The sequence below is a fragment of the Microbacterium sp. OVT16B genome (genome assembly GCF_019969705.1).
GTDB classification, from domain to species: domain Bacteria; phylum Actinomycetota; class Actinomycetes; order Actinomycetales; family Microbacteriaceae; genus Microbacterium; species Microbacterium natoriense.
This window is the reverse complement of the sequence record NZ_JAHXZA010000001.1, coordinates 3,347,124-3,360,715: the sequence shown is the minus strand read 5'-3', so window position 1 is coordinate 3,360,715 and position 13,592 is coordinate 3,347,124. Positions and strand designations below refer to the sequence as shown.

General features: G+C 70.1%; 15 protein-coding genes. 12 read left to right on the top strand and 3 right to left on the bottom strand.

Features of this window, described 5'->3' with window-relative positions:
- The first annotated feature begins 63 nt into the window (after positions 1-63).
- Positions 64-1,416, top strand: a complete 1,353-nt coding sequence (locus tag LC438_RS15935; RefSeq protein WP_223587155.1) for a M23 family metallopeptidase — start codon at positions 64-66, stop codon at positions 1,414-1,416.
- Between the two features lie 95 nt (positions 1,417-1,511).
- Here the strand turns inward: LC438_RS15935 and LC438_RS15930 are convergent, their stop codons facing one another.
- Positions 1,512-2,003 carry an inorganic diphosphatase gene (locus tag LC438_RS15930; protein WP_060926386.1) on the bottom strand — a complete coding sequence of 164 codons (492 nt, stop codon included), beginning with the start codon at positions 2,001-2,003 and terminating at the stop codon, positions 1,512-1,514.
- 85 nt (positions 2,004-2,088) lie between these two features.
- Positions 2,089-2,751 (bottom strand): TMEM175 family protein, encoded by a 663-nt coding sequence (locus tag LC438_RS15925; RefSeq protein WP_223587154.1) that lies wholly within the window; start codon positions 2,749-2,751, stop codon positions 2,089-2,091.
- A 76-nt stretch (positions 2,752-2,827) separates the two neighbouring features.
- Here LC438_RS15925 and tilS point away from each other — a divergent pair, with 76 nt between their 5' ends.
- Positions 2,828-3,820: a tRNA lysidine(34) synthetase TilS gene (tilS, locus tag LC438_RS15920; protein ID WP_105674883.1), complete on the top strand. Its 993-nt coding sequence runs from the start codon at positions 2,828-2,830 to the stop codon at positions 3,818-3,820.
- Positions 3,821-3,945: 125 nt separating this feature from the next.
- Here the strand turns inward: tilS and LC438_RS15915 are convergent, their stop codons facing one another.
- Positions 3,946-4,533, bottom strand: a complete 588-nt coding sequence (locus tag LC438_RS15915; RefSeq protein ID WP_105674881.1) for a DUF937 domain-containing protein — start codon at positions 4,531-4,533, stop codon at positions 3,946-3,948.
- Positions 4,534-4,726: 193 nt separating this feature from the next.
- Here LC438_RS15915 and hpt point away from each other — a divergent pair, with 193 nt between their 5' ends.
- The 10 genes from hpt (at position 4,727) to LC438_RS15865 (ending at position 13,514) form a co-directional block, all read left to right on the top strand.
- Entirely contained in the window at positions 4,727-5,278 is a 552-nt protein-coding gene (gene hpt, locus LC438_RS15910; RefSeq protein ID WP_105674879.1) for a hypoxanthine phosphoribosyltransferase, read from the top strand.
- Between the two features lie 118 nt (positions 5,279-5,396).
- Positions 5,397-7,397, top strand: coding sequence for an ATP-dependent zinc metalloprotease FtsH (ftsH, locus tag LC438_RS15905; protein ID WP_223587153.1), 2,001 nt, complete (start codon positions 5,397-5,399; stop codon positions 7,395-7,397).
- A 2-nt stretch (positions 7,398-7,399) separates the two neighbouring features.
- On the top strand, positions 7,400-7,990 hold the full coding sequence (gene folE / locus LC438_RS15900) for a GTP cyclohydrolase I (protein ID WP_105674901.1): 591 nt from the start codon (positions 7,400-7,402) through the stop codon (positions 7,988-7,990).
- Entirely contained in the window at positions 7,987-8,784 is a 798-nt protein-coding gene (folP, locus tag LC438_RS15895) for a dihydropteroate synthase (protein WP_105674875.1), read from the top strand. The genes folE and folP overlap by 4 nt, the downstream gene beginning before the upstream one ends.
- A gap of 6 nt (positions 8,785-8,790) precedes the next feature.
- Positions 8,791-9,186, top strand: coding sequence for a dihydroneopterin aldolase (gene folB, locus LC438_RS15890; RefSeq protein WP_105674873.1), 396 nt, complete (start codon positions 8,791-8,793; stop codon positions 9,184-9,186).
- Positions 9,183-9,722, top strand: a complete 540-nt coding sequence (gene folK / locus LC438_RS15885; protein ID WP_105674871.1) for a 2-amino-4-hydroxy-6-hydroxymethyldihydropteridine diphosphokinase — start codon at positions 9,183-9,185, stop codon at positions 9,720-9,722. The genes folB and folK overlap by 4 nt, the downstream gene beginning before the upstream one ends.
- On the top strand, positions 9,719-10,216 hold the full coding sequence (locus LC438_RS15880; protein ID WP_223587152.1) for a DUF3180 domain-containing protein: 498 nt from the start codon (positions 9,719-9,721) through the stop codon (positions 10,214-10,216). The genes folK and LC438_RS15880 overlap by 4 nt, the downstream gene beginning before the upstream one ends.
- Positions 10,152-10,748, top strand: coding sequence for a PH domain-containing protein (locus LC438_RS15875; protein WP_105674867.1), 597 nt, complete (start codon positions 10,152-10,154; stop codon positions 10,746-10,748). The genes LC438_RS15880 and LC438_RS15875 overlap by 65 nt, the downstream gene beginning before the upstream one ends.
- On the top strand, positions 10,745-12,817 hold the full coding sequence (locus LC438_RS15870; RefSeq protein ID WP_223587151.1) for a PH domain-containing protein: 2,073 nt from the start codon (positions 10,745-10,747) through the stop codon (positions 12,815-12,817). The genes LC438_RS15875 and LC438_RS15870 overlap by 4 nt, the downstream gene beginning before the upstream one ends.
- On the top strand, positions 12,810-13,514 hold the full coding sequence (locus LC438_RS15865; protein ID WP_223587150.1) for a DUF2520 domain-containing protein: 705 nt from the start codon (positions 12,810-12,812) through the stop codon (positions 13,512-13,514). The genes LC438_RS15870 and LC438_RS15865 overlap by 8 nt, the downstream gene beginning before the upstream one ends.
- Positions 13,515-13,592: the final 78 nt, after the last annotated feature.

Sequence of the window (13,592 nt, the reverse complement as noted above, 5' to 3'; positions counted from 1 at the left end):
AGTTGTTGTTAGTGTGGCATGAGTGAAACCGGCGGAAGGGGCCGTGTGAACGACAAGCCATCTATGGCGGATGCTGCGGAAGCGGCATCCGTCGACTGCGGGTGCGCACCCACGCCCGCCGAAAGCCGTGCCTTCTGGAAGAACGGCTCGATCACCCGTCGCAACGCCCTCGGGATCGGCGTGCTCAGTGCCGTCGCCCTCAGCGCGTTCGGGGTGTCGTCGGGCGTCTCCGCTGCGTATGCGGCCTCGTATCCGAGCTGGGACGACGTGCAGCGCGCCATGGCGAGCGAATCGTCCAAGGCCGCGGAGGTCACCCGCATCCAGGGGCTCATCGACGGTCTGACGCAGAAGGTCGCCGAGACCCAGGCCGCCGCCGAGAAGGCCGGCCAGGAGTTCTACGACGCCCAGCAGGCGTTCTTCGACGCCGCCACCAAGGCCGACGAGCTGCAGAGCCAGGCTGACACGCAGGCGGCCACCGCGACGGAGGCCGAGCGCAAGGCCGCTCAGGTCGCCACCCAGCTCTACCGCGACGGCGGAGACGACACGTCTCTCGAGCTCTTCTTCGCAGGGTCTGCCGCGAACGCCGACGATCTCCTCTCGCGCCTCGGCACGATGGACAAGGTATACGGCTACACCCAGACGGTGTACGAGACCGCCGTGAAGGCGCGCAACACCGCGCAGTCGCTGAGCGATCAGGCCGAGGTCGCGCGCAACGAGCGCGATCGCCTGCAGAAGCTCGCCGAGCAGAAGATGCTCGAGGCGCAGGCCGCAGCGGATGCCGCGCAGGCGGCGCTCGACGAGCAGACGGCCAACCTCGCCACGATGCAGGCTCAGCTGGCCGCCCTCAAGGACCAGACGGCGACCACCGTCGCCGGCTACCAGGAGGGTGTCCGCGTCGCCGAGGAGGAGCGCAAGCGTCGCGAAGCCGCGGAGGCCGCAGCTGCAGCCGCCGGCAACAACGGCGGGGGCGGCGGAGGCGGCGGCGGTACCGGGGGAACCCCTGGAACCGGCGGCTGGGTCCGCCCGCACGGCGGCCACCGCAGTGCCGGCTACGGCTCGCGTCCTGCGCCCTGCAGCGGATGCTCGACGTTCCACCGTGGCGTCGACATCGCCAACGGCTGTGGCGCGGCGATCTACGCGGCCCACGCCGGGACGGTCGACTTCGCCGGCCCCAACGGCGGCTACGGCAACTACATCCGCATCCAGCACGGCGGCGGCGTCGGCACCGGCTACGCGCACATCAAGCCGGGCGGCTTCGCCGTCGGCCGCGGCCAGCAGGTCAGCGCCGGACAGGTCATCGCCTACGCAGGCAACACCGGCAACTCGGCGGGCTGCCACCTGCACTTCGAGGTGTACATCAACGGCGGCACGGTCAACCCGATCGACTTCCTCGCCCAGCGCGGCATCTCGGTCTGAACACCCGCCTCACAGGCGCAGACCTCATGAACGAAGAGAAGACCCCCGGCCGCTGAGCGGAACCGGGGGTCTTCTCTTCGTTTAGACGTCGAGGGTCAATGGCCCTGCTCGCCGAAACGGACGATCGCCTCGTCGAGGATGCGCTGCGCCTCGGCGGCGTCGCCCCACTCGTCGACCTTGACCCACTTGTTGGGCTCGAGGTCCTTGTAGTGCTCGAAGAAGTGCGCGATCTCCTTCTTCGTGTACTCGGCGATGTCGCCGATGTCCTGGATGTGCGCCCAGCGGGGGTCCTTCGACAGCACCGCCACCAGCTTGTCGTCGCCACCGGCCTCGTCGCTCATCTTGAGCACGGCGACGGGGCGGACCTCGACGACGACGCCGGGGTAGATCGCGTGGTCGAGGAGCACGAGCACGTCGAGCGGGTCGCCGTCCTCGCCGAGGGTGTTGTCAAAGTAGCCGTAGTCGGCCGGGTACCCGAAGGTCGTGTAGAGCACGCGGTCGAGGTGCACTCGCCCGGTCTCGTGGTCGACCTCGTACTTCACGCGGCTGCCGCGCGGGATCTCGATGACGGCGTCGTGTGCGCCCATGCGTGTGCTCCTCAGAAAAGACGGTTGGATGCCGCGGACCAGCCTACTCGGGCCGCGCGCTCACGCAGAGTCGGCCCCGCTCGGTCTAGGCGTCGGTCCCCGTCGCGGGGGAGGACGGGGGAGTGCGCCGTCGCGAGAGGCGGCTCAGCAGACGGCTCACGGGATCGCTCAGGAGCAGCAGGAACAGCCCCACGTAGCCGTTGGGGGACGCGAGCACCGCGATCAGGAGCGCCCCCGCGAACAGGATGATCGCCGTGACATCGCCGATCACCCCCGCACGCAGCGTGTCTGCCGGCGCCGTCGTCAGCTCGGGGTGGCGCGACAGATAGATCCAGCCGGCGAGGGTCGTGACCTGGGTCATGATGAGCGTTCCGATGTAGACCACGGCCTGCAGCGGATCGGTGTCCATCTGGCCGATCATGGCGGTGGGCACGGGCAGCCACACGATCGTGGCCATCCAGGCGACGTTGATCCACAGCAGGGGCGCGGTGATCAGCTCGACGTCGCGGTACTGCCGGTGGTGGCCCATCCAGAACGTCGCGATGAGGAGGAAGCTCAGCCCGAAGCTGAGCAGCTGGCCGGAGTGCTCGGACAGGAACTCCGCCGTGCCGAGGTGCCCGGATGCCGCCTCCGACACCGATTCCATGAGGGGAAGGATGAGAAGCGTCATCGCGATGGCGACGACCGCGTCGACGAACGCCTTGAACCGCTCGGTCGTGAAAGTCCTCATGCCGCTGTGATCTGCCACGGCGTCAGACTAGTCCGCGCGCTTCCCGTGCGGAGACGGACGCGCGGATGCCGGGTGCGTGCCCTAGCGTGGAGGAGTGCCGTCGCTCCCACCCGCTGTCGCCGAGATCCGCCTCGCCGTGCGCACCGCGCTCGCAGAGCTGCCTGAAGGAGCGACGGTCATCGTCGCCCTCTCCGGCGGCGCCGACTCGCTCGCGCTCGCCGCGGCCGTCGGCTTCGAAGCGCCGAAGCTCGGTCTGCGCGCCGCATCCCTCACCGTCGACCACGGACTGCAGGAGGGGTCGGATGCCGTCGCCCTCCGCGCAGCGAAGACCGCAGCGGGGCTCGGTCTCGATCCGCTCGTCGTGAGGGTCGAGGTGGGCGAGGAAGGGGGGCCGGAGGCGGCGGCTCGTGATGCGCGTCATCGGGTGCTGCGGGATGCCGCGTCCGACGTCGCCGCTGCCGCTGTGCTCCTCGGCCACACCCTCGACGACCAGGCGGAGACCGTGCTGCTCGGCCTCGCGAGAGGGTCGGGGGCGACCAGCCTGCAGGGCATGGCCCCGGTGCGCGAGGACGACGACGGTCTGCGCTGGATCCGCCCGCTGCTCGGTGTGCGCCGTGAGACGACGCGCGCGTTCTGCACGGCATCCGACATCGAGTTCTGGGACGATCCGCACAACTCCGAGAGCCGCTTCGCCCGGGTCCGTGTGCGGGAACGCGTGCTCCCGGTTCTCGAGTCCGAGCTCGGACCAGGCATCGCCGAGGCCCTCGCGCGCACCGCGGAGCAGCTGCGGGAGGACGCAGAGGCCTTCGACGAGATGATCCACGAGACGATCGAGGACATCGTCGAGCACGCAGAGGCCGGCATCTCGGTGAGCGTCGCGGCGCTCGCGGCCAACCCCGCCGCGCTGCGGAACCGCATCATCCGCCTCGTCGTCGACAGCGAGTTCGGCGCGAGCCTCACCCGCACGCAGACCGTCGAGGTCGCCCGTCTCGCGACGGACTGGTCAGGGCAGGGGCCCATCGACCTGCCCGGATGCTCCGCCACCCGTGTCGGCGGGCGCATCGTGTTCACGGCATCCGGTCGCTGAGCGGACGCAGACGAAACGCCTCACCTGACGTTCGACGTCGGGTGAGGCGTTTCGTCTCTGTCGCTGCGTTCCCTCGCTCGGCGACCCGGACCGCCAGGCGACCGGGGCGCGAGGGGAGGGGAGTCCTACTTCTTGCCGCCGAAGAGGCCGCCGAGCAGGTCGCCGATGCCGCCGCCGGACGAGCCGCTGCCGCCGCCCAGCAGACCGCCGATGATGTCGCCGATGCCGCCGGTGCTCGCACCGTTGCCGCCACCGCCGAGGAGACCGCCGATGATGTCGCCCAGTCCGCCGGACTGCTGTGCGCCGGCATCCGACGTCTCCGCCTTGCCCTTGTTGGCGTTGGCGATCAGGCCCATGATGATCGGCGCGAGGATCGGCAGGAGCTTGCCGAAGTCGATGCCGGCGGTCTCCTTCGAGGTCGTGAGCTTCTCGGTGACCTCCTGCTGCTTGGCGCCGAGGATGTGCGACACGATCTTGCCGCCGTCCGCCTGGTCGATGTCATCGACCTTGGTCGCGCCGGCGGAGCCCTCGTGACGCTTCAGCGCGTTCTCGATGGCGGAGGAGCCCTCCTCCGTGGAGGCGTTCTTCGCAAGTCCGCTCAGCAGCACGGCGCCGCCCTGCTCCACGGCGGCCTTGGCGACGTCGGGGGAGACCCCGAGCTTCTCCGCGATGTCGTCGATCGGGACCTGCGCGAGGATGTCGTCGAGGGCCATGGTGAATCCTTCCGTCTGTGGGCGTCCGCCCGTCTCAAGGCTCACAGTAGTGCGGAAGAACGGGGTGCGGGTATACGCGACCCGATACATCACGACCGGAATCCGCGGCCGATCCCGGTCGATGCAGGGCCGCGCGACGCGGGATCGGATGCCACTGGACTCGACACCCGATCCCTTCACCTAAAATCGATCCATGCGCGCCGCGGACATCCAGGACGACCTTGCCCAGATCCTCGTCACTGAGGAGCAGATCATCGCCAAGCTCGACGAGCTCGCAGCGAAGGTCGCCGTGGACTACGAGGGCAAGGATCTGCTCCTCGTCGGCGTGCTCAAGGGCGCGGTGATGGTCATGGCCGACTTCGCCAGGGCGCTGCCGTTCCACGCGCCGATGGACTGGATGGCGGTGTCGAGCTACGGAGCCAGCACGAAGTCGAGCGGCGTCGTGCAGATCCGCAAGGACCTCGACAGCGACCTGAACGGCAAGCACGTCCTGATCGTCGAGGACATCATCGACTCCGGACTGACCCTGAGCTGGCTGCTGGAGAACTTCGGATCGCGCGGAGCCGAGTCGATCGAGGTGCTCGCCCTGCTGCGCAAGCCGGAGGCGGCGAAGGTCGTCATCGACTGCAAGTACGTGGGCTTCGACATCCCCACCGACTTCGTCGTCGGATACGGCCTCGACTACGACGAGCGCTACCGCAACCTGCGCGACGTCGCGGTGCTCGCGCCCCACGTCTACAGCTGACCGGCGTCGTGGCGCGATGGCGCCGACTGCCCCGCCGAGCCGTGCTCTGCGGAGGCCGGTACGCCGTGGGTGAACGCACAGCAGGCACCAAGCGCTCGCGCGATACGCTGATCCGATCATGGATGTGAAGAAGCTCACCCGGAATCCGCTGATCTACGTAGCCCTGATCGGTCTGCTGCTCTTCGGCGGCTTCCTGCTGATCTCGAACCTCGGCGCCCCGAAGCAGATCACCACGCAGGAGGGTCTCAAGCTGCTCGCCGGCGAGACCGTCACCGAGGTGGTCAACACCGACGGCGATCAGCGCGTCGACATGACGCTCTCGAAGCCGTTCGAGGGCTCGGAGTCGGTGCAGTTCTACTACGTCGACGCCCGCGCGGCAGACGTGGTCGCCGCGATCGACAAGGCCGACCCGAAGAAGGGCTTCGACGACGCCGTTCCGCGCGCCAGCTGGTTCGACGGCTTCCTCTCGCTCCTGATCCCGATGCTCCTGCTCGGCCTGCTGTTCTGGTGGCTGCTCTCCTCGATGCAGGGCGGCGGCGGCAAGGTCATGCAGTTCGGCAAGTCCAAGGCCAAACTCGTCAACAAGGAGACCCCGACGGTCACCTTCGCCGACGTCGCCGGCGCCGACGAGGCGATCGAGGAGCTCCACGAGATCAAGGAGTTCCTGCAGGACCCGGCCAAGTTCCAGGCCATCGGCGCCCGCATCCCGAAGGGCGTGCTGCTGTACGGCCCTCCCGGAACCGGAAAGACGCTGCTCGCCCGCGCCGTCGCCGGCGAGGCAGGCGCCCCCTTCTACTCGATCTCCGGTTCGGACTTCGTCGAGATGTTCGTCGGCGTCGGAGCGTCCCGCGTCCGCGACCTGTTCAACGTGGCCAAGGAGAACTCCCCGGCCATCATCTTCATCGACGAGATCGACGCCGTCGGACGCCACCGCGGCGCCGGGCTCGGCGGCGGAAACGACGAGCGCGAGCAGACGCTCAACCAGATGCTCGTCGAGATGGACGGCTTCGACCCGAACGCGAACGTCATCGTGATCGCAGCGACGAACCGCCCCGACATCCTCGACCCCGCGCTCCTGCGGCCCGGCCGTTTCGACCGCCAGATCGGCGTCGACGCCCCCGACCTCAAGGGCCGCCAGCGCATCCTCGAGGTGCACGCCAAGGGCAAGCCGCTCGCGCAGAGCGTCGATCTCGAGGTCGTCGCCCGCAAGACCCCCGGCTTCACCGGAGCCGACCTCGCCAACGTCCTGAACGAGGCGGCCCTGCTGACCGCCCGCTCGAACGCGCAGCTGGTCGACAACCGCGCCCTCGACGAGGCCATCGACCGCGTGATCGCCGGTCCGCAGCGGCGCACCCGCGTGATGAAGGACAAGGAGAAGCTCATCACCGCGTACCACGAGGGCGGCCACGCCCTCGCAGCCGCGGCCATGAACTACACCGACCCCGTCACCAAGATCACGATCCTGCCCCGCGGCAAGGCGCTCGGCTACACGATGGTGCTGCCGCTGGACGACAAGTACTCCGTCACCCGCAACGAGCTGCAGGATCAGCTGACCTACGCCATGGGCGGTCGCGTCGCCGAGGAGATCGTGTTCCACGACCCCACCACCGGCGCCTCGAACGACATCGAGAAGGCGACCTCGATCGCTCGCAAGATGGTGCTCGAGTACGGCATGACGACCGAGCTCGGTCCGGTCAAGCTCGGCACCGAGGGCGGCGAGCCCTTCGCCGGCCGCGACATGGGCCGTGGCCGCGAGTACTCCGAGACGATCGCCCAGCGGGTCGACGCCGAGGTGCGCGCCCTCATCGAGCAGGCGCACAACGAGGCCTACCAGGTGATCAGCGCGAACCGCGACATCCTCGACAAGCTCGCCCTCGCGCTGCTCGAGGAGGAGACCCTCGACCACAACCGCATCGCGGAGATCTTCACCGAGGTGCAGAAGCTCCCCGAGCGTCCGCTGTGGCTGTCGAGCGACGATCGCCCCGTGTCGGAGCGTCCGCCGATCGAGGTGCCCAAGAAGGACGTCTCGCTCGCGGCATCCGTCGAGGCGCCGTCCGCTGCGCCTCGCACGCAGCCGGGAACGGCAGGTGCCGGTCACGCACGACCTGCGACGGCGTGACCGTGGCCGTCGACCGGGAACGCGTCGCACGCCTCACTCATGAGCTTCTCGAGGCGATCGGCGAGGATCCTGACCGACCGGGCCTCAAGCAGACCCCGTCGCGGATGGCGGAGCTGTACTCGGAGTTCTTCGCAGGCGTGGGAGAAGACCCCGCCGAGCCCCTCGCGCGCACGATCAGCGTGACGAGGGGGCCTGCGCCCGACACCCTGCCCTCTGGCGCCGTGCTGCTGCGCGACATCCGATTCCGCTCCGTCTGCGAGCACCACCTGCTGCCGTTCGCAGGGCACGCCCACATCGCCTACCTCCCCGGAGAGCAGGTCGTCGGGCTCGGCGCCCTCGTGCGGGTGGTCGAGATCCTCGCCGCCCGCCCCCAGGTGCAGGAGCGGCTGGGCGAGCAGATCGCCGACACCATCGCCGAGCATCTCGACACCCGTGGCGTTCTCGTCGTCCTCGACGCCAGCCACGGCTGCGTCACGATGCGCGGCGGACGTCAGCCGGAGGCGACGACCCTCACGATCGCGGCCCGCGGGGAGTACACGGATGCCGTGGCCCGCACCGAGCTCATCGCCCTGATCGGCCGGGGCGCGGAATGACCGGCATCTGGGGGATCGTCAACGTCACTCCGGACTCGTTCAGCGACGGCGGACGCTACCTCGACGTCGAGCGGGCGGTCGCGCACGGTCTGCGTCTGCGCGCCGAGGGGGCGACCGTGCTCGACGTCGGCGGCGAATCGACGCGACCGGGTGCCGACCGCGTGACCCCGGAGGTCGAGCAGGCGCGCGTGATCCCGGTCATCGAGCAGCTCACCGCCGCGGGTGCGCCCGTGAGCATCGACACGCTCAATGCGTCGACCGCCGCTGCGGCGGTGCGGGCGGGAGCGCGGATCGTCAACGACGTCTCCGGCGGGCTCGCCGACCCGGAGATGCGCGCGGCCGTCGCCGAGTCCGGCGCCGACTACGCGATCGGACACTGGCGCGGGTTCTCCGCGGACATGTACGCCAACGCCGAGTACCGCCGCGTCGCGCGCGAGGTGGCAGGAGAGCTCCAGGAGCGCATGGGGGAGGCCGCGGCATCCGGCATCGCGCCGTCGCGCCTCATCATCGACCCCGGCGTCGGCTTCGCGAAGGCCGGCCAGCAGAATTGGGACGTGCTGCGCGGGCTCGACGAGATCGTCGCACTCGGACCCCGCGTGCTCATCGGAACCTCGCGCAAGAGGTTCCTCGCTGAGACCCTCGACCAGGGTGAGCCGATCACGGAGACGCGGCGAGACCTCGCGACCGCCGTCACGAGCGCCCTCGCGGCCCGCGCGGGCGTCTGGGCGGTGCGCGTCCACGACGTGGCCGCGACGCGGGATGCGCTCGCGATCGCGCACGCCTGGGAAGGATAGACCCCCATGTTCCCCATCGACGAGATCGCCCTCACCGGGCTCACGGTGTTCGGCCGGCACGGCGTCTACGAGCACGAGCGCCGGGACGGACAGGAGTTCACCATCGACGTGCGACTGAACCTGCCGCTGGGGCCGGCCGCGGCATCCGACGACGTCGCCGACACCGTGCACTACGGAGAGCTCGCCGAGAAGATCGCCGCCGTCGTCGCCGGCGAGCCCGTGAACCTCATCGAGACCCTCGCCGCTCGCATCGCCGACGTCGCGCTCGAGGATCCGCGGGTCCTGTTCGCGACCGTCACCGTGCACAAGCCGCACGCTCCCATCCCGCTCACGTTCTCCGACGTCTCGGTGACCGTCCGCCGGTCCCGCCCCGAATCCGCCGTGGAGTTCTCCGCATCATGAGCCGCAACCTCACCATCCCGCCCGACATCACCGTCCCCCGCGAGGGGAGGGCGGATGCCGTCGCCGTCGTCGCCTTCGGCGCGAACCTGGGCGACCGCGAGGGCACCATCAGGAAGGCGGCGGAGCGGATCGCGCGACTGCCTCTGGTGAGCGACGTGCGCCTGTCTCCTCTGCACGAGACGGTCGCCCTGACCCTGGACGGCCCCGACCCCGAAGCGCCGGGCTACGTCAACGCCGTAGCGCTGGTCACGACCCGTCTCGCCCCGAGCATCCTGCTCGGCATGCTGCACGCGATCGAAGACGAGAACGGGCGCGAGCGCCAGGTGCGCTGGGGCGACCGCACGCTCGACCTCGACCTGATCGCCTACGGCGACGAGTCCTCCGACGAGCCGAACCTCCAGCTGCCGCATCCTCGCGCCGCCGAGCGGCTGTTCGTGCTCGACCCCTGGCTCGATCTCGACCCAGACGCCGTGCTCTCCGGCCACGGACGCATCGCCGACCTCGCCGCCACGCTGCGCAGGCAGGGGAGCGCATGAGGCGCACCTCCGCCGGCGTCCTCGTCGTGCTCGCGCTCGTCGGCGCGGGGGCGGGGTTCCTCGTCGACCAGGTGCTCACCGCGATGGGGAGGGTGACCTTCACCCCGTCTCTGCTGCTGCCCGTCCTCCTCGTGATCGTCGGCGCCGCGGCGCTCGCGCTGGCATGGCCGGTGCGGCGGAGCGTGCGGACGGGCATCCGCATCGATCCGTTCCGCGCGACGCGCGCCGTGACCCTGGCCCGCGCATCGAGCCTGCTCGGCGCGATCATGGCCGGATTCGGCGCGGGACTGCTGGTGTTCCTCCTGTCCCGCCCGATAGATCCACAGGTAGGGTCGACTGTGGCGATGATCGCCCTGATCGCGAGCGCGGTCGTGCTCGTGATCGCCTCGCTCATCGCCGAACAGTTCTGCACTCTTCCGAAGGATCCTGATGACTCAGAACCCCGAGAACCCTCCCCTGATCCCGGCTCCCCTGAGTTCGGCGGCAGTCACTGACGGCGGCGCCCTCGACCAGGGCACCTACACGGCGCTGCGCACGACACGCAGCGAGTCGCGGCTGGAGCTCGACGGCGTGTGGCACCAGATCTCCCCGCGCTACGTCGTGTCGCAGATCGTGCAGAACCTGATCTTCATCGCCATCGTGGTGATCGCCGCTCTCGTGCTGGCGTTCGTCCTCGGACAGCTCTGGGCGCTCATCCCCGGAGCGGTGATCGTCGTCATCACCCTCATCACGCTCATCATCCTGCCGAGGCAGGCGCGGGCGATCGGCTACATGCTGCGCGACGACGACATCGTGTTCCGCAAGGGCATCCTGTGGCAGCGGATGATCGCGGTGCCCTACGGGCGCATGCAGCTCGTCGACATCACGCAGGGACCGCTCGACCGCGCCTTCGGGATCTCGCAGTTGAAGATGGTCACGGCTGCGGCGACCACGGGCGTGCAGATCCCCGGTCTCACGCAGGCGGCGGCGGAGGCACTCCGCGACACGCTCATCGAGGTGGCCGAGACCCGCCGGACCGGCCTGTGAGCGAGCAGTTCCCCGCCCAGGCGCAGACCACGGGCCCCGCAGCGAGCGACTCCCTCGCCGACGGCGAGTGGCATCGGATGCACCCGCTCACCCCGCTCTTCAAGGGCGGGCTGGCGCTTCTCATCATCGGCGGCTTCCTGATCGCGAACCTGCGCGACAGGCTCATCACCTGGGTGGTCGACCTCTTCGAGCCCGACGCGCACTACGACCAGTACAACGGCGGCGACCCCGTCGACTGGGTGCTGTCGAACAACCTGGCGATCATCGCGCTGCTGTCCGTCCTCGCCCTGGTGGTCGTGCTCATGGCGATCTTCTGGGTGATCTGGCGATTCCAGCAGTTCCGCATCACCGGCGACCACGTCGAGGTGCGCAAGGGCATCATCTTCCGCTCGCACCGCCGGGCGCCGCTCGACCGCGTGCAGGGCGTGAACCTGACCCGTCCGTTCCCCGCCCGCATCATCGGCCTCGCGAAGCTCGAGGTCGTCGGCGCCGGCACCGATGCGAACGTCGACCTCGAGTACCTCGCCACCACCCGTGCGGAGTCGGTGCGCAGCGACATCCTGCGTCTCGCCTCCGGTGCACGCGCGGCGAGGCAGGCGGCCGTGGACGCCGCGTCCGGAAGGCCGGTGGCGGATGCCGCGGCGGCGCCGTCGTCGGCTCGCGCCCAGTTCGTCGGATCGGTGAACCACGGCGTCACCGGACTCATCGCCGGTGTCGACCTCGCCGACGTCGCTCCCGAGAGCGTCGTGAAGATCCCGACCGGTCGTCTCGTCGGCTCGCAGCTCATCTCGAGCCTGCTGTGGGTGGCGTTCTTCGTCATCATCCTGCTCGTCGCGACCGGCGGCATCTTCATCGGCGGCCTCATCGACGGGCAGCCGATCACCTCGGTCATCGGGCTCGGCGTGGGATTGGGCATCGGCATCCCCATGGTGATCGCCGTGGTCGGCATCACCTGGGCGCAGATCTCCAAGTCGCTGCGCTATTCGATCGCCCCCACGCCCGACGGCGTGCGCATCACCTACGGCCTGCTCACCACGGTCACCGAGACGCTGCCGCCCGGCCGCATCTTCGCGGTCGAGGTGTCGCAGTCGCTGCTGTGGCGCCCGTTCGGCTGGTGGACGATCAAGATCAACCGCATGGGCGGCAAGAGCGCGGCGCAGCAGCAGTCGGGCAGCGCGCAGCAGTTCAACATCGTGCTCCCCGTGGGCAAGCGGGCCGATGTCGAGCGTGTGCTCGGGCTGATCCTCCCCGACGCCCCCGTCGCCGACATCCCGCTGGTCTGGGAGCACGGCATCCTCGGCCCGGTGGCCGGGGACCCCTACCGCACCATGCCCGCCCGCGCCTGGTGGCGTCGACCGGTGTCGTGGAAGCGGCACGGCTACGCGGTCACGGACTTCGGCCTGCTGCTGCGCAGAGGAACGGTCTGGCGCAAGCTCGCGATCTTCCCGTTGGCCCGGCTGCAGGGCGTCTCGCTGTCGCAGGGGCCGATCGACCGCGCGCAGCGCGTCTCCGGCGCGCAGGTGCATTCCGTGCAGGGGCCGATCACCGGCCTGCTGTCGGGGCTCGAGAGAGCCGACGCGCTCGACCTCATCAACGGTGTGAGCCGGGCGGCCGTGCTCGCCGCCTCCCGCGATCACAGCCACCGCTGGGGAGAGCACGCCCCGGATGCTGTTGCCGTCCCGCCCGCGTACGCACCAGCGGGTTCCGGGATGCCGCCGACACCGCCGCCGTACATCCCCGGCGCTCCCGTGGCGTCTTCGACGACCCCGGCGCCGCCGGTTCCGCCCGGTACGGCTCCGGTTCCGCCGCCGTACGTGTACCCCGGCACCCCGTCGACCACGTCGGGCACCCCGGTGCCTCCGCCCGCGACCGCGACGGCCCCGGTTCCGCCGACGTATGCGGTCCCCCCGGCGCCGCCGGTTGCTCCGCCGACGTACGCGGCGCCGCGGGTTCCTCCGGTCGCTCCGGTTCCGCCGGCATACGTCGCTCCGTCCGGGGCTCCGGTTGCGCCGGAACACGTCGTCCCGCCGGCCCCGCCCGTCGTCCCGCCCGCATCGACCGATGAGTGACCCCCTGCGCCGCGACGGACGCCTCGGCGTCGGGATCATCGGCGCCGGGCGAGTCGGACCGGTGATCGGCGCGGCGCTCGCCGGTGCCGGTCACGCGGTGACCGGGATGACGAGTGGCTCCGACGACGAACGCGCGTCGGCGGTGCTCCCCGGCGTCCCGGTACTCGATGCGCTCGACGTGGTCCGCCGCAGCGAGCTCGTGGTGATCGCAGTGCCGCACGATCAGCTTCCCGCCCTCGTCGCGGGGATCGCCGAGCTCGACGGCTGGCAGATCGGTCAGCTGGTCCTGCACACCGACCCGGCCTACGGCATCGAGGTGCTGCGTCCCGCGGCCGAGCGCGGCGCGATCCCGCTCGCCGTGCATCCGGCCATCACGTTCACCGGGACGTCGATCGACCTCCGGCAGCTGCAGGCGGGGTATGCCGCCGTGACCGCGCCCGCTCCCGTCCTCCCGATCGCGCAGGCGCTCGCCGTCGAGATGGGGTGCGAGCCGGTCGTGGTCGGTGAGTCCGACCGTGAGGCGTACGCGGATGCGATCGTCGCCGTGACGGAGTTCTCGCGGTCGCTCATCGGCCAGTCGACCGGACGGCTCCGGGAGATCGGCATCGAGAACCCCGGGGGATACCTCTCGGCGCTGGTGCAGTCCACCGTGGAGCGGGCGCTGCGCGAGGCATCCGATCCGTCTCCGCTGATCTGAGTCCTCTGCGGTGAGCCCGGTACGCGCAGCGCGCTGACGGACATCGCGCTGACCATCGAGGGATGACGCGCGGAGTAC

Bases quoted from the DNA above. Each gene is read 5' to 3' on its own strand.
- folB (WP_105674873.1), top strand. From the start codon at position 8,791: ATGTTCCCCATCGACGAGATCGCCCTCACCGGGCTCACGGTGTTCGGC.
- folP (WP_105674875.1), top strand. From the start codon at position 7,987: ATGACCGGCATCTGGGGGATCGTCAACGTCACTCCGGACTCGTTCAGC.
- LC438_RS15880 (WP_223587152.1), top strand. From the start codon at position 9,719: ATGAGGCGCACCTCCGCCGGCGTCCTCGTCGTGCTCGCGCTCGTCGGC.
- ftsH (WP_223587153.1), top strand. From the start codon at position 5,397: ATGGATGTGAAGAAGCTCACCCGGAATCCGCTGATCTACGTAGCCCTG.
- hpt (WP_105674879.1), top strand. From the start codon at position 4,727: ATGCGCGCCGCGGACATCCAGGACGACCTTGCCCAGATCCTCGTCACT.
- LC438_RS15935 (WP_223587155.1), top strand. From the start codon at position 64: ATGGCGGATGCTGCGGAAGCGGCATCCGTCGACTGCGGGTGCGCACCC.
- LC438_RS15930 (WP_060926386.1), bottom strand. From the start codon at position 2,003: ATGGGCGCACACGACGCCGTCATCGAGATCCCGCGCGGCAGCCGCGTG.
- folK (WP_105674871.1), top strand. From the start codon at position 9,183: ATGAGCCGCAACCTCACCATCCCGCCCGACATCACCGTCCCCCGCGAG.
- LC438_RS15915 (WP_105674881.1), bottom strand. From the start codon at position 4,533: ATGGCCCTCGACGACATCCTCGCGCAGGTCCCGATCGACGACATCGCG.
- LC438_RS15865 (WP_223587150.1), top strand. From the start codon at position 12,810: ATGAGTGACCCCCTGCGCCGCGACGGACGCCTCGGCGTCGGGATCATC.
- LC438_RS15875 (WP_105674867.1), top strand. From the start codon at position 10,152: ATGACTCAGAACCCCGAGAACCCTCCCCTGATCCCGGCTCCCCTGAGT.